Below are 21,895 nucleotides of genomic sequence, written 5' to 3'. Positions count from 1 at the left end.
GCTGCTATTCTCCTTTACAGTTCAATACATATACAGCAATAAAAAAATATAGTGCATTTATGTGATAAGTAAATACGTTCATTTTACGACTAATCCACAAAATCACAAGTTGTGGATAATACTTAACCAAAGGCTGTGATAAAAATTATCCACAGCATATCAACAGTTGTGGATAAAAGATTAGTTCGTTTTAGTTTTCAACAAAGTGAAGCACAGTAATCGTATCAGAAAAACAAAGCTATTTCAATAGTTTATGAAACTTATCCACATAACTTTGATTTACTCACTTTCAAGTTGTCCACAAGCACTGCTTATGTGAAAAAGCTGTAGATAACCGTTGTGGATAAAAAATAATGCAAAAAATACTATACACAAGTCTGTGTAAAAAAAACAAGTATTCTGTGGATAATTTAAAAGAGAGGAAAGATAAACATAGAATTGGCGAATTGAAAGAAATTTATAAAATACATTGACAAAATAGCTAATTACTTTATATAATATGCAGGTCTGTATGTTGAAAAATTCAACTTTCATTCAGGAGGTGTCTATATACAATGAAACGTACTTACCAACCAAAGAAACGTAAGCACAGCAAAGTTCACGGTTTCCGCGCACGTATGAGCACGAAAAACGGTCGCAAAGTTCTTGCTGCTCGTCGTCGTAAAGGAAGAAAAGTTTTATCAGCATAAAATAAGTCCACTGAGCCACATCAGTGGTCTTTTTTTTCTTTATTTTTTGAAGCCGTTAAGGATCAAAAGAATAATTCAGTAGCAGGTGAAAGTAATGAAAAAACGCCAACGAGTGAAAAAGAATGAGGATTTTCAAAAGGTGTTTAAAAAAGGTAAATCTTTCGCGAATCGTCAGTTTGTCGTTTATTTTTTGCCGAAAGAGGGACAAACAGAATTTCGTGTAGGGTTATCTGTTAGTAAGAAGCTTGGGAATGCGGTAACACGCAACCAAATTAAACGTTATATTCGACAAAGTATTCATGAGATAAAAGATGAATTAAAGGCGAATATGGACTATGTTATTATCGCCAGACATCCGGCGGCCACTATGGATTTTCATGAAGTGAAACAAAGTTTGCAGCATGTACTACGAATTGCTAGAGTATTGAAGAAATCGTAATACATACAGCAACCAAAGTGGCGATAAAGTACACTTTTAAAAGGTTCCACAATAACTTATGTAAATGTAGTTAGTACCTTTACTGCATGCGCACATATTTATTGGCATATTTAGTAGAGTGAAAGCTATTTTGCATGATAAAATAACTGATAACTTTATTCAGTTGAAAAAATAAAATTGAATAGAGACAATGCATATAGATTTTTAGAAAAGTGAATAGTATTTGTAGGGGGAAGACGGTTGAAAAAACAACTTTGGGTAATTTTGTCGCTAGTATCAGTAGCATTACTACTATCTGGGTGTACAGAATTTAATGATCCAATATCCAAAGATAGCCAAGGCTTCTGGAATGAATTCATTGTTTGGCCGTTAGTATCAGCGATAAAATATTTTGCTGATTTACTTGGTACGTATGCATGGGGGATTATTGCAGTAACAATTATTATTCGTTTAGCAATACTGCCATTGATGATTAAACAGACAAAGAGCTCGAAAAAAATGCAAGAAATTCAGCCAAAATTGAAGGAATTGCAGAAGAAGTATGCTTCTAAGGATGCACAAACACAGAAACAGTATCAGCAAGAAATGATGAAGCTGATGAGTGAGTCCGGTGTAAACCCAGTTGCTGGATGTTTACCAGTAATCATTCAAATGCCAATTTTAATTGGTTTTTATCACGCAATTAGTCGAATGAACGCCACAGCTGCTTTTGATTTAGGAAATTTCTTTATCTTCCCATTAGCAGACCCTGCGCCAGCGTTAGCAATAATTGCTGGTATTATGCAATTTTTCGTATTACGTACGGGCCCAGCAATGGACAACCCTCAGATGAAAATTATGATTTACATTATGCCATTCATGATTATCGGTTTTGGTATGGCATTACCAGCTGCATTATCACTTTATTGGGTAATCGGGAATATTATCTCGATTCTTCAAAACCTGTATATTTATAAACCTTGGCAAAACAACAAAACACAACCTGCTCAAAATGGAGGGGCTAAAAAGTGAAACAACTTACGCAAATAGGCGCAACAACACAAGAAGCGATCTCATTGGCGTTACAGAAACTTGGCAAAACCCGTGAACAAGTAGATGTTGAAGTTTTACAAGAAGGTAAAAAAGGATTTTTAGGTTTTGGAGCACGTTCTGCAGAAGTACGTGTGACTGTAAAAGAAATACAAGTTCGTCCAACTACAGAAATAGTAAAAGTAGCTGAGCAAGACGAAACGGCTAAAGAACAATTGAACGAACAAAAAGTAGTGGATGACGTTGCAAAATTAAGTTCACAAGTTTCGGAACAACCAATGGACATCGAAGCTGTTCAACAAGCCATTAAAGAGGAAGAAGATAACACTGTAAATCCAATTGAAGAAGCAAAAGCTTATATAGTTAGTATAGCGGAGCAATTGGGAATTCAAGATCTTGATATTGAAACGGCCCGTGAAGGTAAATATGTGCTGTTTCAATTGAAAAGTGAGAAGGCTGCATTACTTATAGGGAAACGCGGTCAAACGTTAAATTCTTTACAACAATTAACACAACTCGTTTTAAATAAAACCGCTAAACAGTTCTTAATGGTGAAATTAGACGTAGAAAACTATCGTGAACGTCGACAACAAGCTTTAGAGCAACTGGCGGATCGTATGGCTGATAAGGCACTTCGGTTAAATCAACGTGTGGCATTTGAACCGATGCAATCATACGAAAGAAAAATTATTCATAATCAATTAGCGAATCGTCTGGATATCGAAACATATTCAGAAGGCACAGAACCAAACCGCTATTTAGTTATTGAACCAGTAAAGAACGCTTAGACTTTCTTTACGTAAAGGCATACAGACATATGCTAAAAAAACCGGTCATTTTATCGTTATGATAAAGTGACCGTTTTTTTACTGTCTGAAAAGCAGCAAGATAATGTGACAGAACGACAAGTCGGAAAATGTCGGATAGTGCAACTTTTAAAGCGAAAATGATGAGGGATAAGTAATTTATTTATCCACAATTGGAAATGATCCTTACTTTAGATTTTTTCGAAAATATGTTAGTCTAAGATGTTAGAAAGTGTTGATCGGTTTTATTTATCCACATGTGGATAACGTTAAGGAGGTAATACAATGGAGTTCGATACAATTGCTGCGATATCCACACCGATGGGTGAAGGAGCTATTGCCATAGTTCGCTTAAGTGGTGATGAAGCAGTAGCTATTGCAGATAAGATTTTTAAAGCGCCTGGTGGAAAAAGTTTAAAGAAGCAGGCTTCACATACAATTCATTATGGACACTTAGTAGATCCTAAAACAAATGAGGTAGTAGAAGAAGTAATGCTATCGTTAATGCGAGGACCAAAAACGTTCACGCGTGAGGATGTAATAGAGATCAACTGCCATGGAGGACTCGTTTCAGTTAATCGCGTATTAAAATTAGCATTAACAAATGGGGCGAGATTGGCAGAGCCAGGTGAATTTACAAAACGTGCGTTTTTAAATGGGCGTATTGATTTATCACAGGCAGAAGCGGTGATGGATTTAATTCGAGCGAAGACAGATCGTGCGATGAATGTTGCACTTGGTCAAATGGATGGGAAATTATCTCGCCTTATCGGAGATTTGCGCCAAGCATTGCTAGAGACTTTAGCGCAAGTAGAGGTTAATATAGATTATCCAGAGTATGATGATGTAGAAGAAATGACAGTGCCTGTATTACTTGAAAAATGTACATGGGTACGCAATGAAATCATTAAACTTTTACAAACATCCTCTCAGGGCAAAATTTTACGTGAAGGCTTATCGACTGTTATTTTAGGGCGACCAAATGTAGGAAAATCTTCACTTTTAAATAGTTTAGTCCAAGAAAATAAAGCAATTGTGACAGATATTGCAGGTACAACTCGTGATATTATAGAAGAGTACGTAAATGTACGTGGGGTACCACTTCGTTTAGTCGATACAGCCGGCATTCGTGAAACAGAAGATATTGTGGAGCGAATTGGCGTTGAACGTTCTCGTGAGGCGTTACGTGGCGCAGACTTAATTTTATTCGTACTAAACTATGCGGATGAATTAACGATTGAGGATGAACGTCTATTCGAAACAATTGAGGCGATGGATTATATCGTTATTGTCAATAAAACCGATTTACCGCAAAAAATTGATTTAGCCCGTGTAAAAGAATTAGCAGGTAGTCATCGTATTGTGACCACTTCTCTTTTACAAGAAGAGGGAATAGCAGAATTAGAGGAAGCAATAGCTGCATTATTCTTCGAGGGTCAAATTGAAGCGGGCGATTTAACATATGTATCGAATGCACGTCATATCGCATTACTCCACCAAGCGCAAGCGACGGTAGAGGACGCACTAGCTGCAGCACAGGCTGGTGTACCTGTTGATATGGTGCAAATAGATGTAACAAGAACTTGGGAAATACTTGGTGAAATTATTGGAGATACGGTGCAAGAAAGCCTTATCAATCAACTATTTTCACAGTTCTGTTTAGGGAAATAATTCTACTAGAGAAGGGAAGATACGAGCATGCCAACACAATATGAGGCAGGCACGTTTGATGTGATTGTTATAGGGGCAGGACATGCAGGTTCAGAAGCTGCCTATGCTGCTGCTAAAATGGGTGCCAACACGCTCATGCTAACAATCAACTTAGATATGATTGCATTTATGCCATGTAACCCATCCATCGGTGGTCCTGCAAAAGGGATTGTCGTTCGTGAAATTGACGCATTAGGTGGGTTAATGGGGAAAGTTATAGATAAAACGCATATTCAAATGCGTATGTTAAATACAGGGAAAGGTCCAGCTGTACGTGCATTACGCGCCCAAGCGGACAAAATACTCTACCAACACGAAATGAAACGTGTGTTAGAAGAAAATGAAAATTTAACAATTCACCAAGCAATGGTAGAAGAACTTATTATAGAAGATGGCGAAGTAAAAGGTGTTATTACACAAATTGGCGCAATTTATCGTGCCAAGACAGTAGTTGTAACAACTGGTACATTCCTTCGTGGTGAAATTATTATTGGAGACATGAAATATTCAAGCGGTCCTAATAATCAACAGCCATCTATTCGCTTAGCAGACAATTTAAAAGAATTAGGTTTTGACCTTGTACGCTTCAAAACAGGTACACCACCTCGTGTCAATAGCCGTACAATTGATTATTCAAAAACGGAAATACAACCAGGCGATGATGTACCACGTGCATTTAGCTTTGAAACAACTGAATTTATCATGGACCAACTGCCATGTTGGCTAACATATACAAGCCCTCAAACACATGAAATTATTGAGGCAAATTTACATCTTTCACCAATGTACTCAGGGATGATTAAAGGAACAGGTCCGCGCTATTGTCCTTCAATCGAAGATAAAGTCGTACGATTTAATGACAAGCCACGCCACCAAATTTTCTTAGAACCAGAAGGTCGCAATACAAGAGAAGTGTACGTCCAAGGTTTATCAACAAGCTTACCTGAGCATGTGCAACATCGTTTGTTAAAATCAATTCCAGGATTAGAACAAGCGGAAATGATGCGTGCAGGTTACGCAATCGAATACGATGCAATCGTTCCAACGCAATTATGGCCAACATTGGAAACAAAACGCATTAAAGGTTTATATACAGCCGGTCAAATTAATGGAACATCTGGTTATGAAGAAGCAGCTGCTCAAGGTTTGATGGCGGGTATGAACGCTGCTGCCAATGTCCTTGGTAAAGAAGAACTGATTTTAAGTCGTTCAGAAGCTTATATCGGTGTATTAATTGACGATTTAGTAACAAAAGGTACAAATGAGCCATATCGTCTCCTTACATCTCGTGCTGAATATCGTTTACTACTTCGTCATGACAATGCAGATTTACGTTTAGTAGAACGTGCTTACAAAATGGGCATGATATCACAGCAACGTTATGAAAAATTCATGGAGAAAAAAGCGTTAATTGAAAATGAAATTGCACGCCTTCGTGAAGTAATCATTAAACCAAACGAAACAACACAAGCTGCCATTCGCTCTGTAGGTGGTAGTGAACTGAAAGATGGTATACGTGGCGCCGATTTATTAAAACGTACGGAAATGCACTATGATTTAGTGTCTTCGTTAATACCAGCTGAAATTGAATTTTCCGATGAAGTGAAAGAACAAATTGAAATTCAGCTAAAATATGAAGGTTATATTGAAAAAGCATTGCAACAAGTTGAAAAGCTTCATAAAATGGAAAATAAAAAAATTCCAGAGAACATTGATTATGATGCCATTTCAGGTCTTGCAACAGAAGCACGACAAAAATTAAAACAAGTAATTCCGCTTTCCATTGCACAGGCGTCTCGAATTTCAGGGGTAAATCCTGCAGATATTTCGATTCTACTTGTTTACATTGAACAAGGGAAAATCGCACGTGTAAGTGGTGAATAATAGCGCAACAACAAAGTGAATAAGAGGCGGGCATACCATTGTGCCCGCTTCCTATTTTTAAGGCTATGTTATCCTTCAACGTTTTGTTATTTGCGTCCAAACAAATATTGAGCCATTTTTTAAAGGAGACCTTACATGAACGAACAACAATTTATTGAGGCATTGAAGGACAAGGGGATAGAACTTTCTGACAAGCAACTAGCACAGTTCAAAAAGTATTTTGAACTGCTTGTCGAGTGGAATGAAAAGATGAACCTAACAGCAATCACAGATTTTGAAGGTGTCTATTTAAAACATTTCTATGATTCTATTAGTGCCTCATTTTATTTTGATTTTACACAGGTAACAACCGTTTGTGATGTAGGAGCTGGAGCTGGTTTCCCTAGTATTCCAATTAAAATCTGCTTCCCTCATTTACAAGTAACAATTGTAGATTCTTTAAATAAACGCATTACATTTTTAAATCATTTAAGTGAAGAATTACAGTTAGATCATATGCATTTTGTCCATGCTCGTGCAGAGGAATTTGGTCAAAATATCAAATATCGTGAACAATTTGATGTTGTAACAGCCCGTGCAGTAGCTCGCTTGTCTGTACTATCGGAATTATGTGTACCACTAGCAAAACAGGGTGGTTACTTTGTTGCGTTAAAGGCAGCGGCAGGTCCAGAAGAATTAAAAGATGCCAAAAAAGCATTAGTCACTTTAGGTGTTACATTAAAAGAAGAGTATTCTTTTACTTTACCTGTTGAAGAAAGTGAACGTACTTTATATGTTTTTGATAAAATAAAAGGAACGCCAAAAAAATATCCGCGTAAGCCTGGTGTACCAAATAAAACACCTATTCAATAATTAGTGTTTCATGTGAAACTTCTCAAACTGGAAAAATATTTTCTCTAGTTTGAGCATACATACTAGTTATGGATGGTTCACGCAAATGACATCTATGAACTATATACATTTTAGGAAATATAATAAATAATAATAGAATGAGACAGAGCAAGATAGTTACTTAAAGGTGGTGCCACTTGGATGAAAAGTCCTTTTTCACGTTTTTTTGGAGGCGGAAATAAAGCAGAGCCTATTGTGGAAAATGAAGTAGAACAAGCAGAGGCGGTTCATGCAACAGAAGAGGTCATTAAGCTTCCAATCGATCAAATTGTACCAAACCGTTTTCAGCCACGTACTATTTTTGATGACGAAAAAATTGAAGAATTATCTAGAACCATTCATACCCATGGTGTGATTCAACCAATTGTTGTACGTAGCACAGCAAACAATCAATATGAAATCATCGCCGGTGAGCGTCGTTACCGCGCAATGAAAAAGCTGCAATGGACAGAAGTTCCTGCAATTGTACGGAATTTAACAGATAAGGAAACAGCATCAATTGCATTAATTGAAAACCTTCAACGTGAAGAGTTAACGGCAATTGAAGAGGCAGTGGCCTACCAAAAATTATTAGAGCTTCATGAGCTTACACAAGAAGCTCTTGCCCAACGACTAGGAAAAGGACAATCCACGGTAGCCAATAAATTACGTCTATTAAAGCTTCCTGAAGAAGTGCAGCAAGCTATATTAAAGCGTCAAATTTCTGAAAGACATGCCCGTGCACTAATTGCTATTAAAGATCAAACATTACAATTAGAGATTTTGCATCAAGCAATTGAGCATGATTGGAATGTTCGCCAATTAGAAGAGCATATCCATGCATTATTACATCCAGAAGCGGCGGATCAAGAAGAAGCGATTCCTAAAAAAGTGAAGCCGAAAAGAAAAGCAATAAGTAAAGATGTCCGTATAGCCTTAAATACGATTAAACAATCACTATCAATGGTGACGAAAAGTGGTATAACGGTTAAGACAGAAGAAGAAGACACAGAAGAATACTATCAAATTACAGTGAAAATACCTAAAAAGAAGAAATCTTAATTTATTTTAATTATATTAAAAAAGTAATTTGTGCAGTTTTATATGTGGAATACAAGGGAGGATCTTAGAAATAAATCTAAGATGCCTCCTTTTTTGTATATATTCTTAATATTTTATACAACTCTGTTGAGTTTTTTTGATAGAATGATAAGTAAGATAACGGTATTGAACAATGATTTTACAAATGGATTTGTCAAAGCAAACTTTGATAGATGAAAGCAGGTGCTTTTAAATGGGTAGAATTATAGCAATCGCCAATCAAAAGGGTGGCGTAGGTAAAACAACGACATCGGTCAATTTAAGCGCTTGTCTAGCATATTTAGGAAAAAAAGTGCTATTGATTGATACAGATCCACAGGGCAATACAACAAGTGGACTGGGCATTAATAAAGGAGAAATACAAAGTTGTATTTATGATGTACTAATCGATGACGAAAACGTTGAAAATGTCGTTCAACAAACAAATGTTGAAAATCTATCAATCGTCCCTGCGACCATTTCTTTAGCGGGAGCAGAGATTGAATTAGTTTCAACGATTTCTCGTGAAGTACGCTTAAAGCATGCACTTCAAGACATTAAAGAAGACTATGACTATATTATTATTGATTGCCCACCCTCATTAGGGCTACTAACAATTAATGCGTTAACGGCGTCTGATGCACTGATAATTCCTGTGCAATGTGAATATTATGCATTAGAAGGGTTAAGTCAATTATTATCGACTGTGCGTTTAGTGCAAAAGCATTTGAATCAGCAGTTATATATTGATGGCGTATTATTAACAATGCTTGATGCAAGAACTAATTTAGGTTTACAAGTAATTGATGAAGTGAAAAAATATTTTCAAGATAAAGTATATAAAACGATTATTCCTCGTAATGTACGATTAAGTGAGGCTCCAAGTCATGGACAGCCTATTATTATTTATGATGCAAAATCACGGGGTGCTGAAGTTTATTTAGAGATGGCGAGGGAAGTGATAAAAAATGGCTAAAGGTTTAGGAAAAGGTATTGGTGCTCTATTTCCAGGAGAATCGCTAGAACAAAGTGAAAAAGTAGAAGAACTACAACTAAAGCTAATAGTCGCAAATCCATTTCAGCCTCGTAAAATATTCGATGAAGAAACATTACAAGAATTAGCTGATTCAATTCAGGAACACGGTATTTTACAACCAATTGCTGTACGGAAAAAAGGACAGAAATATGAAATTGTAGCAGGAGAACGTCGTTATAGAGCGGCACAGTTAGCAGGCTTAGAATTATTGCCAGCGATTGTGAAAGAGCTAACGGACTCACAAATGATGGAGCTTGCTATTTTAGAAAATTTACAACGTGAAGATTTAACAGTTATTGAAGAGGCAGAAGCATATCAAAGTTTAATGGAAAACTTACATCTAACACAGGAGGAGTTATCCAAACGCTTAGGTAAGAGTAGGCCGCATATTGCGAATCACGTTCGTTTATTAGCTTTGCCAGAGGAAGTTCGAGCATTGATGAATGAAGGTATATTATCAATGGGACAAGGACGTGCCTTACTTGGGTTAAAAAATAAAAGAAGAATCCCAGAAGTTGCACGCAAGATTATTAAACAAGGCTTGAATGTGCGTCAGGTAGAAATTTTGGTGCAAAGTTTAAATGAAGAAGTTTCACGTGAAACATCGCAACCGAAGAAGAAGGATATTTTTGTTGTAGCGAAAGAATCACAATTACGTGATTATTTTGGTACAAACGTCCAAATTAAAAAGGCAAATAACAAAGGTAAAATTGAAATTGAATTTTACTCAGAAGACGATTTGGAACGTATTTTGGAAATATTAAACATCCAAGAAGATGATTAATAGTACACTAATGTAATTAGAGCGCCAATATACTAGGCGCTCTCTATTTTTCTAGAGAGAAGGTAGGCCTTTTTGTGGTAATTTTAGGAGCATTAATTAATGCACTGTTGATTATAGTCGGTGCATTGGTGGGGCGCATTTTTAAAAATATTCCTGAGTCGATGAAAGCTTCTGTATTATCGATTATTGGCTTATCTGTCGCGCTTTTAGGAATCAAAATGGGCTTCGAGAGTAATAATTTTATTATTTTAGTGGTCAGTTTAGTAGTAGGAACTGTGATTGGAGAATGGCTAGATTTAGATAAGCAAATGAATCGACTTGGTCAGTGGATTGAATCACTTTTTAGTAAAAGACGTACGAATGACAATCAAATTAATATTGCAGAAGGCTTTGTAACTGCATCATTAATATTTGTTGTTGGCTCAATGGCAATCATAGGTGCACTTGATAGCGGGCTACGACAGGATCATAATGTCTTAATAACAAAAGGTATTATTGATGGTTTTACATCCATTATTTTAGCTTCTACTTTAGGGATTGGCGTATTATTATCAGCAGTTCCAGTATTTGTATACCAAGCGATAATTGCCATTTTTGCAGGCGTCATCAGTGCATATATCCCAGATGACGCCCTACAGATGTTTATTACAGAAATGACATCAGTAGGTGGTGTTATGATTTTAGCGATAGGGTTAAATATAGCAGGCCTAACAAAGATCAAGGCTGCTAACTTGTTGCCGGGTATTGTCGTTGTCGGCATCATGGTTGCCATCATCTATCCTTTTCAATGAGTAGCGATGCGCAGCAAGCAGTAAAGCTCTTGAAAGCTTTTCAGCCATAGCATAAGAGATATGCAGTCGCGTATTTTGTAACACGAGCATTTCCATAAAGCCTCCAATATTGACGATTCCTTTAACGGAAATGTCACCAATTGGGGGCAATTCTTTTTTTACTGCTTTCCCAGGCAATATTGGCCCGTTCTGCACTGCAATATGTCCAACGTTTTGTTCACTACCTAGACATGCATCAATCGCAATAATAAAAGGTTTCGTAGTATGATGGTGTAACTGCTGTATGGTTGAATCTAAGTTGAGGGCATGCAATGGATTTTCTAAAGTTCCTACAACTTCATAAGGGAAACTAACAGACTTTTTCAAAAAACTACCTGTTAATGGCCCTAATGTATCCCCAGTACAACGATCACTTCCGATACAACAAAAAATAAGACGTTCATGATGAAAAGGAATATACTCTAAAAATAATGTACTCAATTGCCAAACAGCATTTTTACTTTCGTGATGAAGCGAATAGGGCAGTACTAAATTTGGAATAGTATTCATAAAAAAACTCACTTTCATTTTTATTTGTAAGAAGTGCTCAATTTTTATGCAGTATACGCAAATTTTTAACAAGTTATTCAAGAGGTGGTAATAATGGAATTCAACACAAGAGTAATGCAGAAAAAATGGGATCAACTGACGTCGGAAGCCTTTTGGGATCAGGTTATCGATGTAACGATTGAAATTACATTAATCCTTATTGCATCGTGGTTAGCTGTACGATTAGGTAAAAAATTTATTAAAAAAGTATTTTTACTACGTATGCGCTCACCATTAAATCATTCAGAGCGCAGACAACGAACAATTGCAAGATTATTACAAAGTGTGATTTCGTATGTTGTCTATTTTTCGGCAATTATAGCTATCCTTTCTTCACTGAACATTAAGGTAGCGGGCTTACTTGCCGGTGCGGGAATCGTCGGTTTAGCCATCGGGTTTGGTGCTCAAAGTTTAGTAAAGGATGTAATTACAGGGTTTTTTATTATTTTTGAAGACCAATTCGGTGTAGGGGATTATATTAAAATAAACGCAGCGGAAGGAACAGTTGTAGAGATAGGATTACGTACAACAAAGATTAATGGTGCTACTGGGGAGCAATTTATTATTCCAAATGGTTCAATTGGAGAGGTTATTAACTACTCTATCAATAACTCGAAAATTTTTATAGATTTACAAATGACGACAGATGCAAATTTCGAAAAAGCGGAAGGGCTTATTAAAAAGTATTTAGAAACACTACCCGAAATTCATAAAGAGCTAGTGACAGTACCTACCTTTTTAGGCGTCCAAAATGTAAAAGGAACAGAAGTAACGATTCGCATTGCTGCTGAAACATTGCCACAACAACAATATGGCGTAGCTCGAACAATTCGCCGTGATGTGACACAATTATTTGAGGAACATGATATTCCTATGGCGTATCCTAAAATGATGTTATATGGTGGAAGTGGAAAAGATGATGGGAGAAGTGAATAATATGGAAGCGAAAAAATTTGATCTAAATGATATTGTCGAAATGAAAAAACAACATCCATGTGGCACAAATGAGTGGAAAATTATTCGTATGGGTGCAGATGTGCGTATTAAATGCGAAGGATGTCAGCACAGTGTGATGATTCCGCGTCGAGAATTTGAGAAAAAAATGAAGAAAGTCATAAAGCGTGCAAGTGAAGTCTAGCTTTTTGTGTATTAGACTTTTTATGGGCGAATCAATATAATAGATAGGGTTATAAAGAAAACTTTAACTTGCGTCAACAGAAGTTCCCTGCCCTTAGGTGGGGATGAATACCAACTATGCACTTAAATTCATGGGGGATTCAAACCCCGATTGCATCAAGTGAATTTCCCCAGCGAATGGACAGATTTACAGAGAGCTTTTTGCCGAGCAAGCTCAAAGGAAAAATCTGGACAAAATGGCGTAGGGTGGAATTGCTTGTGTCGGGTTTATGTCAGTCTCCTGCAATACGGATTGGGCGTTAGAGTGTCATAATACTGTGGTTTAACAGGAACAAAATTGAACTGATTATAGAAAGGTTGTGTCCATTTATGGCATTAACAGCTGGAATCGTTGGTTTACCTAACGTTGGAAAATCAACATTATTTAACGCAATTACAAAAGCGGGCGCTTTGGCTGCCAACTATCCATTCGCAACAATTGATCCAAACGTAGGTATTGTTGAAGTACCAGATGCACGTTTAGACAAACTAACAGAGTTAGTAATACCGAAAAAGACAGTGCCAACAGCATTTGAATTTACTGATATTGCAGGTATCGTAAAAGGTGCTTCTAAAGGAGAAGGCTTAGGAAACAAATTCCTTGCACATATTCGTGAAGTAGATGCAATCTGCCAAGTAGTACGTTGCTTTGTAGATGAAAATATTACACACGTGTCAGGTGCGGTAGATCCAATTGATGACATTGAAGTAATTAATTTAGAGCTAGCACTTGCTGATTTAGAATCAGTGGATAAACGTTTACAACGCGTAAGCAAAATGGCAAAACAAAAAGATAAAGAAGCGATGGTTGAAGAACCGATTCTTCTAAAAATCAAAGCTGAATTAGAAAACGGACGACCTGCTCGTGCTGCTGAACTTTCAGAGGACGAACTAAAAGTGATTAAAGGTCTTCACCTATTAACAATTAAACCAATGCTTTATGTTGCCAATGTTTCAGAGGACGAAGTGGCAGATGCAGATAATAATGAATATGTTCAAAAGGTACGTGAATATGCATCAGCTGAAGGTGCGCAAGTAATTACAATTTGTGCAAAAATAGAAGAAGAAATTTCTGAGCTTGACGATGAAGAAAAAGCGATGTTCTTAGAAGAACTAGGCATTAAAGAATCAGGTTTAGACCAACTAATCCGTACTTCATATGATTTACTAGGTCTTGCCACATACTTCACAGCTGGGGTCCAAGAAGTACGTGCATGGACATTCCGTAAAGGCATGAAAGCACCACAATGTGCTGGTATTATTCATACAGACTTTGAGCGTGGATTTATTCGTGCAGAAACAGTTGCTTTCGATGATTTAGTAGAAGCAGGCTCACAAGCTGCTGCGAAAGAAGCGGGGAAAGTACGTCTTGAAGGTAAAGAATATATTGTACAAGACGGCGATATCATGTTATTCCGCTTTAACGTTTAATTTAAAATTGCCATTATGAATGTAAGCAATTCTCATGAAATACAACCAGAACTTAGTTTATATTCATAAAAACATAATAGGCTATCTCCTAGCGAATCATTTTCATGTTTGGGATAGCCTATTTTTGGTTATATAGATATCAGAATTTTCAATTTCTAAAGGGGGATATTATGAACATAGTAGAAATCAAAAAGCGGGCTTTAGAAATCGATCAGTTAGGAAAGTTACCACAAGAAATATTAGAAATCATTTATGAGCAACAATTGTTTAAATTGTTTATAGCAAAAGAGTTAGGTGGTAAAGATTTAGACTTACTCGAAGGAATAAAAGTTTTTCAGCGCATGTCTGCTATCGATGGGAACTTTGGGTGGCTTGTGACAATAGGAACAGGCGGTAATATGTTTGCGCCAACGTTTAAGCAAGAAATAGCCGAAGAGATTTTTTCACCAAGGGATGCAGTAATAGCAGGGAGCGGCTACCCTACAGGTACAGCCGTAAAAATGGACAGCGGTTATTCGGTAACAGGGCAGTGGAAGTATTGTAGTGGTGCTGACTATGCAACAACATTTACCATGAATTGCTTTATTAAAGAAGATGGTATGCTGACAGATAAAATCATTAGTTGCGCGGTGAGCCGGGAGCAAGTAGAAATTATCAATGATTGGCAAGCAATGGGTTTAAAAGCAACAGCAAGCCATACAATTCGAGTACAAGATGTATGGATACCATTCGATCAAACATTCCAATTAGGTATTTGGAAAAATAATTATGATAATGCAGTCTATCGTTTTCCGTTCGGCACTTTTGCAGAAGCTTCTTTTTTAAGTGTTTGTCTGGGCATTACGGAGAATTTCTTAGAGGAGGCTGCTACTGTCATTGAACGGAAAAATAAAGAATCCCATCGCACAGAACGTATTGGCGCATTGCAGTTTCTATATATGCAACAACTAAAGCGTTTTAAACAGATTGAAGAACAATTTTACGCTATGTTGACAATCTATTGGCAAAAACATAAACAGGAAGTTGAACTGACAGAGCAAGAATACCAACAGTTTACGGAAATGAGCAAAGAAAGTGCAGCTGACTGTGTGGACATTGCCAATAATATTATTCGCAGTCTCGGAATGGACGCTATTATGGAAACAGCAACCATTAATCGCATTTGGAGAAATTTATGTACAGCTGCACAACATGGATTTTTAACACCCTAACAACTTAGCTCCTAGAAGATAGCCATTACTTATCCGTTTTCTGTGGAGGATAAACATAAAGCTTTGGTAACTGAGGATCGTCCTCTACAAGAGCATGTTTAGGATATTTGCGCAATTCCTTATACATGGCAAAATCTCCGACTGCTCCGCCAATTAAAAAGGCACCCGCAAGTAGCAAGACGGTACTATTAAAGTAAAAGCCAGCAATGGTTGGAATAATACCAGTTGTCCAAAATGGCAATAACAACGCCTTTTTCATTGCATAATTAGGGAGTGGTTTGTCGGTCGTTGCATAAGCTACCCCAAGCTCTAAGTTAATACCGTATTTTAACGATTTAAAAGGCACGCCACCAAAGAGCATAAAACCTATTAAATGAAAGGCTTCATGCAATATGATAAGCACAATATAAAGTACGACAAAAAGGATAAATCCACTTAGCATTTGCCAAACTGAAAATTGAAACTCCTTCATACATATGACTTGTATGGCAATAAATAAAATAGCGAGGCCACTAGTAATAACAACACTATCCATCATTAGTTTCTTAATATCTAATTCAATTACATCGGGTTTTTGATCGGGTAACATAGAAGTCCTCCTTCATGAAATTAGTAATCTTCATTATATCGAATGAATTATTTGATTGCGACTTGAAAGACAGATGCCAATGTGTTACAATTCATTGATGTGAGTAATATTTATTACTTACTCCTTGCTCCCTGCAAACAGGAGAGCCTGAGTCCATAAGGAGGTGTAAACAGATGAGAAAATACGAATTAATGTACATCGTACGTCCAAACATTGAAGACGAAGCGAAGAAAGCTTTAGTTGAACGTTTCAACGAAATCTTAACTTCTAACGGTGCTGAAGTCATCGAAGCAAAAGAGTGGGGCAAACGCCGCTTAGCTTACGAGATCCAAGACTTCCGCGAAGGTTACTACCAAATCGTGAAAGTAAACGCTCCTTCAGAAGCAATCAACGAATACACACGTCTTGCTAACATCAGCGAAGATATCATTCGTCACATTGCAGTTCGCGAAGAAGCTAAATAATTTTAAACAAAATGCTGAAAAGGAGGTTGCATTCTGATGATAAATCGTGTCGTATTAGTTGGAAGACTAACAAAAGACCCTGAGCTGCGCTACACACCGAATGGTATTGCGTCTACTCGATTTACAGTAGCTGTAAATCGTACATTCTCAAACCAACAAGGTGAAAAAGAAGCAGATTTCATTAGCTGTGTTGCTTGGCGTAAACAGGCTGAAAACTTAGCGAACTTCATGAAAAAAGGAAGTTTGATTGGAGTAGAAGGTCGTATCCAAACAGGTAGCTATGAAGGACAAGATGGTAAGCGTGTATATACAACTGATGTTGTGGCAGATAGCGTACAGTTTTTAGAGCCTCGTAGTGGTGGAGGTGCTCCTGCATCGAACCAATACGGCGGACAATCTTACGCTAATAGCCAGCCGTCATATGGCGGTGGACAACCACAGCAACAGTATGGTGGCGCGATGCCTCAGCAAGGTTCATTTGGCGGCGGTGCTTCTTATCAGCAAAATCAACCACCAATGAACCAGCCGAACTATACAAGAGTAGACGAAGATCCATTTGCGAATAGCAAGGGACCGATTGAAGTATCAGAAGACGATCTTCCATTCTAATTCTTCGAGCTACAAAAACTATAAACTTATAAGGAGGAGACATCACTATGGCACCACGTCGCGGAGGCCGCAAACGCCGTAAAGTTTGCTACTTCACTGCTAATAACATTACGCATATCGACTATAAAGATGTGGATTTATTAAAAAAATTCATCTCTGAACGCGGTAAAATTTTACCACGTCGCGTAACTGGCACTAGCGCTAAGTACCAACGTAAATTAACTTCAGCTATCAAAGTTTCTCGTATTATGGGATTACTTCCATTCGTATCTGAAGATAAATAAGATCATTGAGCACAACAAGGTTTAATGCCTTGTTGTGCTTTTTTTATTTCCGTGAATATCGATACAAGACAAACCCCAAAAATGGTGGTGGATTTTCATAGATGTCTAAATAAACATCACTATTAAAACTATCAATTTTTATTAAATTTAGAATATTGACAGATAATTATATTTTAAATTATTATAATATTAAAAATTTTAAATTTATTTTGTGATTCAAGGGGTGTTAAATTTGAAAACGACAAAATGGATGTTGTTAGGTGCACTTTTAGATCTCTTTTGTCCCATCCTCTTTCTTACAATGAAGGTAAAACAAAGTGAAAAACTTTTTAGTATCTAGTAGGTTTTTGCTACTAACGTTCCTGTTGTTTACTAGCGCCGCTTCCTTGCTTTATATAATGGATGCTATTAGCTATACTAATATGATTAACAATGGCTATATCAGTAAAAATGCTGTTGAATTTATTATTAATACCGAAGAGTCTTCTCTAGACATCGACTTAGAAGAACCATATTTGTTAATGCAATATAAACTAAACAATCCACACTTAAAATATATATATATGAACAACTCGATGAAGTTGCCACCTATAAACTATCAAAAACAACCACGCTCTACAGACTATATAATTACAGGCACTATTTTTCCTGAAGAGGCACTGTCAAGAAATATGAAAAGCCTCGTTATTGGACAATTTGACACACCAGCCTCTTACTTAAATAGAGAGGCATGGTATATAGTCATGTCTCAACAAATCAACTTGAAAAATGGAACGAAGTTTATTCTCAATGTGGAAAGTGGAAAACCACATCAATTAATTGAAAAAATATTTCCTAATACGAGTTATCAGCTACTTGAAAAAGAGGATAGAGGAACTGCCATATTAACTTCCAATATTTTATTGAAAGGATTCTTAATCATTTCTTTACTATTTGTCATTATTGCGCAAGCTGTTACAGTCGTTTATGCCATTCAAAGTAAAAAATCCATTGTTCAAATATTGTTTTTAGCAGGAGGGAAATGGCAACTTATATTTCTTAAAGTGTTTAAATTAGAATTCATTGCGCTAATCATGATAATGTTATTGGCATTTTTATCATTAAAAGCGTTTAACCATTTCTATTCGATTTGGGGGAATCAGTGGTACTACGTATCTGTTTTCTATATATTAGTAACATTTATAGTGTATTTTTTAGCCTGTCTGCTCATGACAAATTCCTTGATTAAAAAAGGAGTAAGATCATTTTGAATACAGCTAGACTTCTACTGAAAAATAAAAAATGGTTTACGTTGTTTATAGGGTTACTCTCATTTCTATTTTCTGTCGTTGTATTTGTGCTGTTAGTAAATATAAATATTTCAAAAATAGAAATACGTTCAGCCAGTAAATTTCATCACTACAATATCTATCAGATTACGGATGATTTAATCGGTAAAAGAGAAATTGAATTTTTTAAAGATGTAAAAAACTATGATATACTCAATGATTTTAATAATAGGGTATTTGAAAATAGTAAAGTGGTCTTTTATAATGCCGTATCGCAGCCAATAGGCTTAAAACAATATCCCCCTGATAAGAAGTTCTCCGCCTATTATGAATTGGGCTCTACTAATGATATATATGAGTCCGAAGGTGCGTTATATCAAACCACTAAATCGATTCAAATTACTAAATCCGTTTTTGATTATAATGACGTTGAACTGATGGAAGGACTGCCATTTGATGATTCCGCTTATGTCTACGTAGCAAGAAGAAATGAAATACCGGTCATTCTTGGCTCTGACTATCGTCAATACTATAAGTTAAATGACCAATTAGAGCTTCATTATTATTATGAAAAATTTGTCGGGCGAGTAGTTGGTTTTGCAAAGGAAAATTCATTTATTTTTACTAACCATAATCCCCAACAAGTACTCAATCGTTATATCCTACTGCCTTCCATGTCGCTTTCTGAACAGCCTTCTAAGTTGTTACAAAAAACAGAGGTAGATGAAATATTCTTTCGCGCACTGCTATTAAGTAACATGGGTGGTTATTTAATGACCAACTTAAACGCGCTTGAGGTAAGAAAGGAAGTTGCAGACATAGGGAAAGTTACGAATTTCACTAATTATCAAATTATTGGTGCGAATTCGCTATCAGTGAATCTTTTATACAAAATGGTTGATGCCAATCAAACACTTATTTTTACAATATCGGGTGTTGTATTTATTTTCATATTGTGTGCTTTCTATTTGTCCGTTAAGAGTTTCATAAAAAGACAATTTGATATGTATTTAGTGTTCATTATGAGTGGGGTTACAAATAATAAAATCAAAAAAACTATACAACTTGAATTTTCAATTCTCAATGGTATGAGTATTGGATTGGCATTGTTGTGCACCGTTCTATTTATGCAAGACCTTACTATACTATCTATTTTGTTAATTGCCGGGTTCATGGTTTGGCTGGTATTCAATGTCGTAGTTTATATGTTAGTGAATCAATTATTAGCAACGACGAATGTCATTGAAAAGTTAAAGGGTGATTAAAATCATAAGCTTTATTTCATTAGAGAACATCGTAAAAGCGTATAATGAAAAAATAATATTACATCACATTAATTTAGAAATTATTAACAATCAATTCATTTCTATAAAAGGACCTAGTGGCGTTGGAAAAAGCACACTTTTAAATATATTGGCTGGACTTGAAAAAGCGGATAGTGGTAACTATATTTTGGATCGTATAGAAATGCATGCCCAAAATCTTAATGAGCTTTCGGAAATAAGAGGCAGTCGAATCGGATACATATCACAATACAATCCAATGATTCGCAACCTTACAGTTCGGGAAAATATCTTAGTACCTTTATTATTAGGCAACTATAATCAAAAGCAAATCACGGCATATCTCGATGAACTAAGTGCCTGTTTAAAAATTAATCATTTACTTGATAAGAAAATTGACAAGTTATCTGGTGGAGAAAGACAACGAGTGGGAGTCATCAGAGCACTGATTAAAAAGCCTATATTGTTGATAGCTGATGAACCTACTGGGTCATTGGACGACGATACGACAATTTTAGTGTTTCACCTTTTTAAAAGGCTGTCTGAAAGTGGAACGACTATCGTTATGGCTACTCATAGTCACTTAAGTTCTCAATATGCTGATAAAGAATATTGGATGAGTTCGGAGGGGATTTTTTTGAACGCCCAAACAGTGGGTGATATGTAGCCATTATTCAGTGAATTTTGGTATTTTGAGTTCGGTATTGTACCGGACTCATTTTTTAATTTCGCCTTTATCTGTGGTGATTTTTTTGCTCCAAAATAGTAAAATTCCATACCATTATCCTATTTTGATAAGGAAACTTCACTTTTGTCATTATTTCATCAAAAAGCCTTTAGACGTTCTTAGCGTTTTTTGTTCAATAAGGTGAAAAAATGGTACAATAAAGTTTAGTAAGTTTGACTGATAAAAAGGAAGGTTTTCAATGCCGAATAATCAAACAAAGGCGCTTGTACAAGGCTCGATGATGGTTGCAATGTTTACAATCTTAATGATTGCTTCAGCATATGTACCAATTATTTCTTTAGTAGCCTTACTATTTACTCCATTACCAATCGCTTGGTATAGCGCAAATTACAAGCGTTCCTCATCAATACTCGTTGCAGTTGTAGGTTGTATACTAACTGTGCTAACGAGTGGACTGTTTATGCTGCCATTCGCCTTTATTATGGCGTTACTTGGGGTAATCATAGGTAATGCAATTCAATTAAAGAAGAGCAAACTTTATTTATTCATGTCATCTGGTATCGCGGTACTTTTATCGTCAGCACTTGTCTATTTAGCCTATGTGCAATTAGCGGGAATTAACGTGATTGAAATGAGCTTGAAAATTGCCCGAGATAGTTATGAGCAATCCAACGAGCTTGCTAAAAGTATGACAGGTCAAATCGCTATTCAACCTGAACAAATGGAGGCTATGCTTAACACAATTGAGCTAACAATACCTTCGACAGTAACAATCTTTGCATTTTCCATAGCATTTATTGTTATTACATTGAATTTACCTATTTTAAAACGATTAGGTTTAGCAGTACCAAAATTCCCAGCATATGAAAATATGCGACTTCCACGCTCTATTTTATGGTACTACATGATTATTTTATGTATTAATCTATTTATACGTCCAGAAGCGGGCTCTATGCTAGATATTATTGTATTAAATGTGTCTTATATTTTGTGGCTTTTACTAATACTTCAAGGAATATCATTTATTCATTATTTCATTGCGACGAAAGGAATGCCGAGTGTTGTCAAATGGATAGCTACCATTTTAGCTATTCCACTTTCATCATTCATTATCTTACTCGGTATTGTAGATTTAGGTTTCGACGTGCGTTCACTTGTGAAAGGGAAGACTAAGGAATAAGGGGCT

General features: G+C 36.3%; 24 protein-coding genes. 22 read left to right on the top strand and 2 right to left on the bottom strand.

Annotation, left to right across the window (positions count from 1 at the left end; translation table 11 throughout):
* Nucleotides 1–554: 554 nt before the first annotated feature.
* From rpmH to MHH88_RS22305, 11 genes are all read left to right on the top strand, one after another.
* Nucleotides 555–689 carry a 50S ribosomal protein L34 gene (gene rpmH / locus MHH88_RS22355; protein ID WP_004233310.1) on the top strand — a complete coding sequence of 45 codons (135 nt, stop codon included), beginning with the start codon at nucleotides 555–557 and terminating at the stop codon, nucleotides 687–689.
* A gap of 94 nt (nucleotides 690–783) precedes the next feature.
* On the top strand, nucleotides 784–1,128 hold the full coding sequence (gene rnpA, locus MHH88_RS22350; protein ID WP_069514022.1) for a ribonuclease P protein component: 345 nt from the start codon (nucleotides 784–786) through the stop codon (nucleotides 1,126–1,128).
* 240 nt (nucleotides 1,129–1,368) lie between these two features.
* Nucleotides 1,369–2,139: a membrane protein insertase YidC gene (gene yidC, locus MHH88_RS22345; RefSeq protein WP_024364630.1), complete on the top strand. Its 771-nt coding sequence runs from the start codon at nucleotides 1,369–1,371 to the stop codon at nucleotides 2,137–2,139.
* On the top strand, nucleotides 2,136–2,945 hold the full coding sequence (gene jag, locus MHH88_RS22340; protein ID WP_069514025.1) for an RNA-binding cell elongation regulator Jag/EloR: 810 nt from the start codon (nucleotides 2,136–2,138) through the stop codon (nucleotides 2,943–2,945). Before yidC ends, jag begins: the two co-directional genes overlap by 4 nt.
* Nucleotides 2,946–3,248: 303 nt before the next feature.
* Entirely contained in the window at nucleotides 3,249–4,634 is a 1,386-nt protein-coding gene (gene mnmE, locus MHH88_RS22335; protein WP_103977876.1) for a tRNA uridine-5-carboxymethylaminomethyl(34) synthesis GTPase MnmE, read from the top strand.
* Nucleotides 4,635–4,661: 27 nt separating this feature from the next.
* Complete coding sequence (mnmG, locus tag MHH88_RS22330) at nucleotides 4,662–6,557, top strand: tRNA uridine-5-carboxymethylaminomethyl(34) synthesis enzyme MnmG (RefSeq protein WP_339260777.1); 1,896 nt, start codon at nucleotides 4,662–4,664, stop codon at nucleotides 6,555–6,557.
* A 135-nt stretch (nucleotides 6,558–6,692) separates the two neighbouring features.
* Nucleotides 6,693–7,409, top strand: coding sequence for a 16S rRNA (guanine(527)-N(7))-methyltransferase RsmG (rsmG, locus tag MHH88_RS22325; RefSeq protein ID WP_069514033.1), 717 nt, complete (start codon nucleotides 6,693–6,695; stop codon nucleotides 7,407–7,409).
* 180 nt (nucleotides 7,410–7,589) lie between these two features.
* On the top strand, nucleotides 7,590–8,489 hold the full coding sequence (gene noc, locus MHH88_RS22320; protein WP_339260775.1) for a nucleoid occlusion protein: 900 nt from the start codon (nucleotides 7,590–7,592) through the stop codon (nucleotides 8,487–8,489).
* A 232-nt stretch (nucleotides 8,490–8,721) separates the two neighbouring features.
* Nucleotides 8,722–9,483 (top strand): AAA family ATPase, encoded by a 762-nt coding sequence (locus tag MHH88_RS22315; RefSeq protein WP_069514039.1) that lies wholly within the window; start codon nucleotides 8,722–8,724, stop codon nucleotides 9,481–9,483.
* The gene (locus MHH88_RS22310; RefSeq protein WP_069514042.1) at nucleotides 9,476–10,327 is read left to right on the top strand and encodes a ParB/RepB/Spo0J family partition protein; all 852 of its coding nucleotides are present in this window, start codon (nucleotides 9,476–9,478) and stop codon (nucleotides 10,325–10,327) included. The genes MHH88_RS22315 and MHH88_RS22310 overlap by 8 nt, the downstream gene beginning before the upstream one ends.
* 74 nt (nucleotides 10,328–10,401) lie before the next feature.
* On the top strand, nucleotides 10,402–11,118 hold the full coding sequence (locus tag MHH88_RS22305; protein ID WP_339260771.1) for a DUF554 domain-containing protein: 717 nt from the start codon (nucleotides 10,402–10,404) through the stop codon (nucleotides 11,116–11,118).
* Here the strand turns inward: MHH88_RS22305 and yyaC are convergent.
* Nucleotides 11,035–11,667: a spore protease YyaC gene (gene yyaC, locus MHH88_RS22300; RefSeq protein ID WP_025220908.1), complete on the bottom strand. Its 633-nt coding sequence runs from the start codon at nucleotides 11,665–11,667 to the stop codon at nucleotides 11,035–11,037. The genes MHH88_RS22305 and yyaC overlap by 84 nt on opposite strands.
* Nucleotides 11,668–11,760: 93 nt before the next feature.
* Here yyaC and MHH88_RS22295 point away from each other — a divergent pair, with 93 nt between their 5' ends.
* The 4 genes from MHH88_RS22295 to MHH88_RS22280 all read left to right on the top strand — a co-directional run bounded on the left by MHH88_RS22295 (nucleotide 11,761) and on the right by MHH88_RS22280 (nucleotide 15,524).
* Nucleotides 11,761–12,642 carry a mechanosensitive ion channel family protein gene (locus MHH88_RS22295; protein WP_339260769.1) on the top strand — a complete coding sequence of 294 codons (882 nt, stop codon included), beginning with the start codon at nucleotides 11,761–11,763 and terminating at the stop codon, nucleotides 12,640–12,642.
* 1 nt (nucleotide 12,643) lies between these two features.
* Nucleotides 12,644–12,844: a DUF951 domain-containing protein gene (locus MHH88_RS22290; protein WP_069514382.1), complete on the top strand. Its 201-nt coding sequence runs from the start codon at nucleotides 12,644–12,646 to the stop codon at nucleotides 12,842–12,844.
* Nucleotides 12,845–13,212: 368 nt separating this feature from the next.
* Nucleotides 13,213–14,313, top strand: a complete 1,101-nt coding sequence (gene ychF, locus MHH88_RS22285) for a redox-regulated ATPase YchF (protein ID WP_024364641.1) — start codon at nucleotides 13,213–13,215, stop codon at nucleotides 14,311–14,313.
* A gap of 170 nt (nucleotides 14,314–14,483) precedes the next feature.
* Nucleotides 14,484–15,524: an acyl-CoA dehydrogenase family protein gene (locus MHH88_RS22280; RefSeq protein WP_069514050.1), complete on the top strand. Its 1,041-nt coding sequence runs from the start codon at nucleotides 14,484–14,486 to the stop codon at nucleotides 15,522–15,524.
* Nucleotides 15,525–15,549: 25 nt separating this feature from the next.
* Here the strand turns inward: MHH88_RS22280 and MHH88_RS22275 are convergent, their stop codons facing one another.
* Complete coding sequence (locus MHH88_RS22275; protein ID WP_339260764.1) at nucleotides 15,550–16,113, bottom strand: DUF3267 domain-containing protein; 564 nt, start codon at nucleotides 16,111–16,113, stop codon at nucleotides 15,550–15,552.
* Between the two features lie 173 nt (nucleotides 16,114–16,286).
* Here MHH88_RS22275 and rpsF point away from each other — a divergent pair, with 173 nt between their 5' ends.
* The 7 genes from rpsF (at nucleotide 16,287) to MHH88_RS22240 (ending at nucleotide 21,889) form a co-directional block, all read left to right on the top strand.
* Nucleotides 16,287–16,577, top strand: a complete 291-nt coding sequence (gene rpsF, locus MHH88_RS22270) for a 30S ribosomal protein S6 (protein WP_024364644.1) — start codon at nucleotides 16,287–16,289, stop codon at nucleotides 16,575–16,577.
* 36 nt (nucleotides 16,578–16,613) lie between these two features.
* Nucleotides 16,614–17,186 carry a single-stranded DNA-binding protein gene (ssb, locus tag MHH88_RS22265; protein ID WP_024364645.1) on the top strand — a complete coding sequence of 191 codons (573 nt, stop codon included), beginning with the start codon at nucleotides 16,614–16,616 and terminating at the stop codon, nucleotides 17,184–17,186.
* A 47-nt stretch (nucleotides 17,187–17,233) separates the two neighbouring features.
* Complete coding sequence (gene rpsR, locus MHH88_RS22260; protein ID WP_010860721.1) at nucleotides 17,234–17,470, top strand: 30S ribosomal protein S18; 237 nt, start codon at nucleotides 17,234–17,236, stop codon at nucleotides 17,468–17,470.
* Nucleotides 17,471–17,868: 398 nt separating this feature from the next.
* Nucleotides 17,869–18,720 carry a hypothetical protein gene (locus tag MHH88_RS22255; RefSeq protein ID WP_339260760.1) on the top strand — a complete coding sequence of 284 codons (852 nt, stop codon included), beginning with the start codon at nucleotides 17,869–17,871 and terminating at the stop codon, nucleotides 18,718–18,720.
* The gene (locus tag MHH88_RS22250; protein WP_339260758.1) at nucleotides 18,717–20,003 is read left to right on the top strand and encodes a hypothetical protein; all 1,287 of its coding nucleotides are present in this window, start codon (nucleotides 18,717–18,719) and stop codon (nucleotides 20,001–20,003) included. Before MHH88_RS22255 ends, MHH88_RS22250 begins: the two co-directional genes overlap by 4 nt.
* Nucleotides 19,996–20,688 carry an ATP-binding cassette domain-containing protein gene (locus MHH88_RS22245; protein ID WP_339260756.1) on the top strand — a complete coding sequence of 231 codons (693 nt, stop codon included), beginning with the start codon at nucleotides 19,996–19,998 and terminating at the stop codon, nucleotides 20,686–20,688. The genes MHH88_RS22250 and MHH88_RS22245 overlap by 8 nt, the downstream gene beginning before the upstream one ends.
* A 259-nt stretch (nucleotides 20,689–20,947) precedes the next feature.
* Nucleotides 20,948–21,889 carry a YybS family protein gene (locus tag MHH88_RS22240; RefSeq protein ID WP_069514059.1) on the top strand — a complete coding sequence of 314 codons (942 nt, stop codon included), beginning with the start codon at nucleotides 20,948–20,950 and terminating at the stop codon, nucleotides 21,887–21,889.
* Nucleotides 21,890–21,895 lie beyond the last annotated feature (6 nt).

The organism is Lysinibacillus sp. FSL K6-3209, assembly GCF_037976175.1.
Classification (GTDB): domain Bacteria; phylum Bacillota; class Bacilli; order Bacillales_A; family Planococcaceae; genus Lysinibacillus; species Lysinibacillus sphaericus_D.
The sequence above is the reverse complement of the archived record's forward strand: the minus strand, read 5'-3'. Positions and strand labels throughout refer to the sequence as shown.

What these genes read in the sequence shown, in the direction of transcription:
- rpmH (WP_004233310.1), top strand. Translation starts at nt 555, where the DNA reads ATGAAACGTACTTACCAACCAAAGAAACGTAAGCACAGCAAAGTTCAC.
- rnpA (WP_069514022.1), top strand. Translation starts at nt 784, where the DNA reads ATGAAAAAACGCCAACGAGTGAAAAAGAATGAGGATTTTCAAAAGGTG.
- mnmE (WP_103977876.1), top strand. Translation starts at nt 3,249, where the DNA reads ATGGAGTTCGATACAATTGCTGCGATATCCACACCGATGGGTGAAGGA.
- mnmG (WP_339260777.1), top strand. Translation starts at nt 4,662, where the DNA reads ATGCCAACACAATATGAGGCAGGCACGTTTGATGTGATTGTTATAGGG.
- rsmG (WP_069514033.1), top strand. Translation starts at nt 6,693, where the DNA reads ATGAACGAACAACAATTTATTGAGGCATTGAAGGACAAGGGGATAGAA.
- noc (WP_339260775.1), top strand. Translation starts at nt 7,590, where the DNA reads ATGAAAAGTCCTTTTTCACGTTTTTTTGGAGGCGGAAATAAAGCAGAG.
- MHH88_RS22315 (WP_069514039.1), top strand. Translation starts at nt 8,722, where the DNA reads ATGGGTAGAATTATAGCAATCGCCAATCAAAAGGGTGGCGTAGGTAAA.
- MHH88_RS22310 (WP_069514042.1), top strand. Translation starts at nt 9,476, where the DNA reads ATGGCTAAAGGTTTAGGAAAAGGTATTGGTGCTCTATTTCCAGGAGAA.
- yyaC (WP_025220908.1), bottom strand. Translation starts at nt 11,667, where the DNA reads ATGAATACTATTCCAAATTTAGTACTGCCCTATTCGCTTCATCACGAA.
- MHH88_RS22295 (WP_339260769.1), top strand. Translation starts at nt 11,761, where the DNA reads ATGGAATTCAACACAAGAGTAATGCAGAAAAAATGGGATCAACTGACG.
- MHH88_RS22290 (WP_069514382.1), top strand. Translation starts at nt 12,644, where the DNA reads ATGGAAGCGAAAAAATTTGATCTAAATGATATTGTCGAAATGAAAAAA.
- ychF (WP_024364641.1), top strand. Translation starts at nt 13,213, where the DNA reads ATGGCATTAACAGCTGGAATCGTTGGTTTACCTAACGTTGGAAAATCA.
- MHH88_RS22280 (WP_069514050.1), top strand. Translation starts at nt 14,484, where the DNA reads ATGAACATAGTAGAAATCAAAAAGCGGGCTTTAGAAATCGATCAGTTA.
- MHH88_RS22275 (WP_339260764.1), bottom strand. Translation starts at nt 16,113, where the DNA reads ATGTTACCCGATCAAAAACCCGATGTAATTGAATTAGATATTAAGAAA.
- rpsF (WP_024364644.1), top strand. Translation starts at nt 16,287, where the DNA reads ATGAGAAAATACGAATTAATGTACATCGTACGTCCAAACATTGAAGAC.
- ssb (WP_024364645.1), top strand. Translation starts at nt 16,614, where the DNA reads ATGATAAATCGTGTCGTATTAGTTGGAAGACTAACAAAAGACCCTGAG.
- rpsR (WP_010860721.1), top strand. Translation starts at nt 17,234, where the DNA reads ATGGCACCACGTCGCGGAGGCCGCAAACGCCGTAAAGTTTGCTACTTC.
- MHH88_RS22255 (WP_339260760.1), top strand. Translation starts at nt 17,869, where the DNA reads ATGGATGCTATTAGCTATACTAATATGATTAACAATGGCTATATCAGT.
- MHH88_RS22240 (WP_069514059.1), top strand. Translation starts at nt 20,948, where the DNA reads ATGCCGAATAATCAAACAAAGGCGCTTGTACAAGGCTCGATGATGGTT.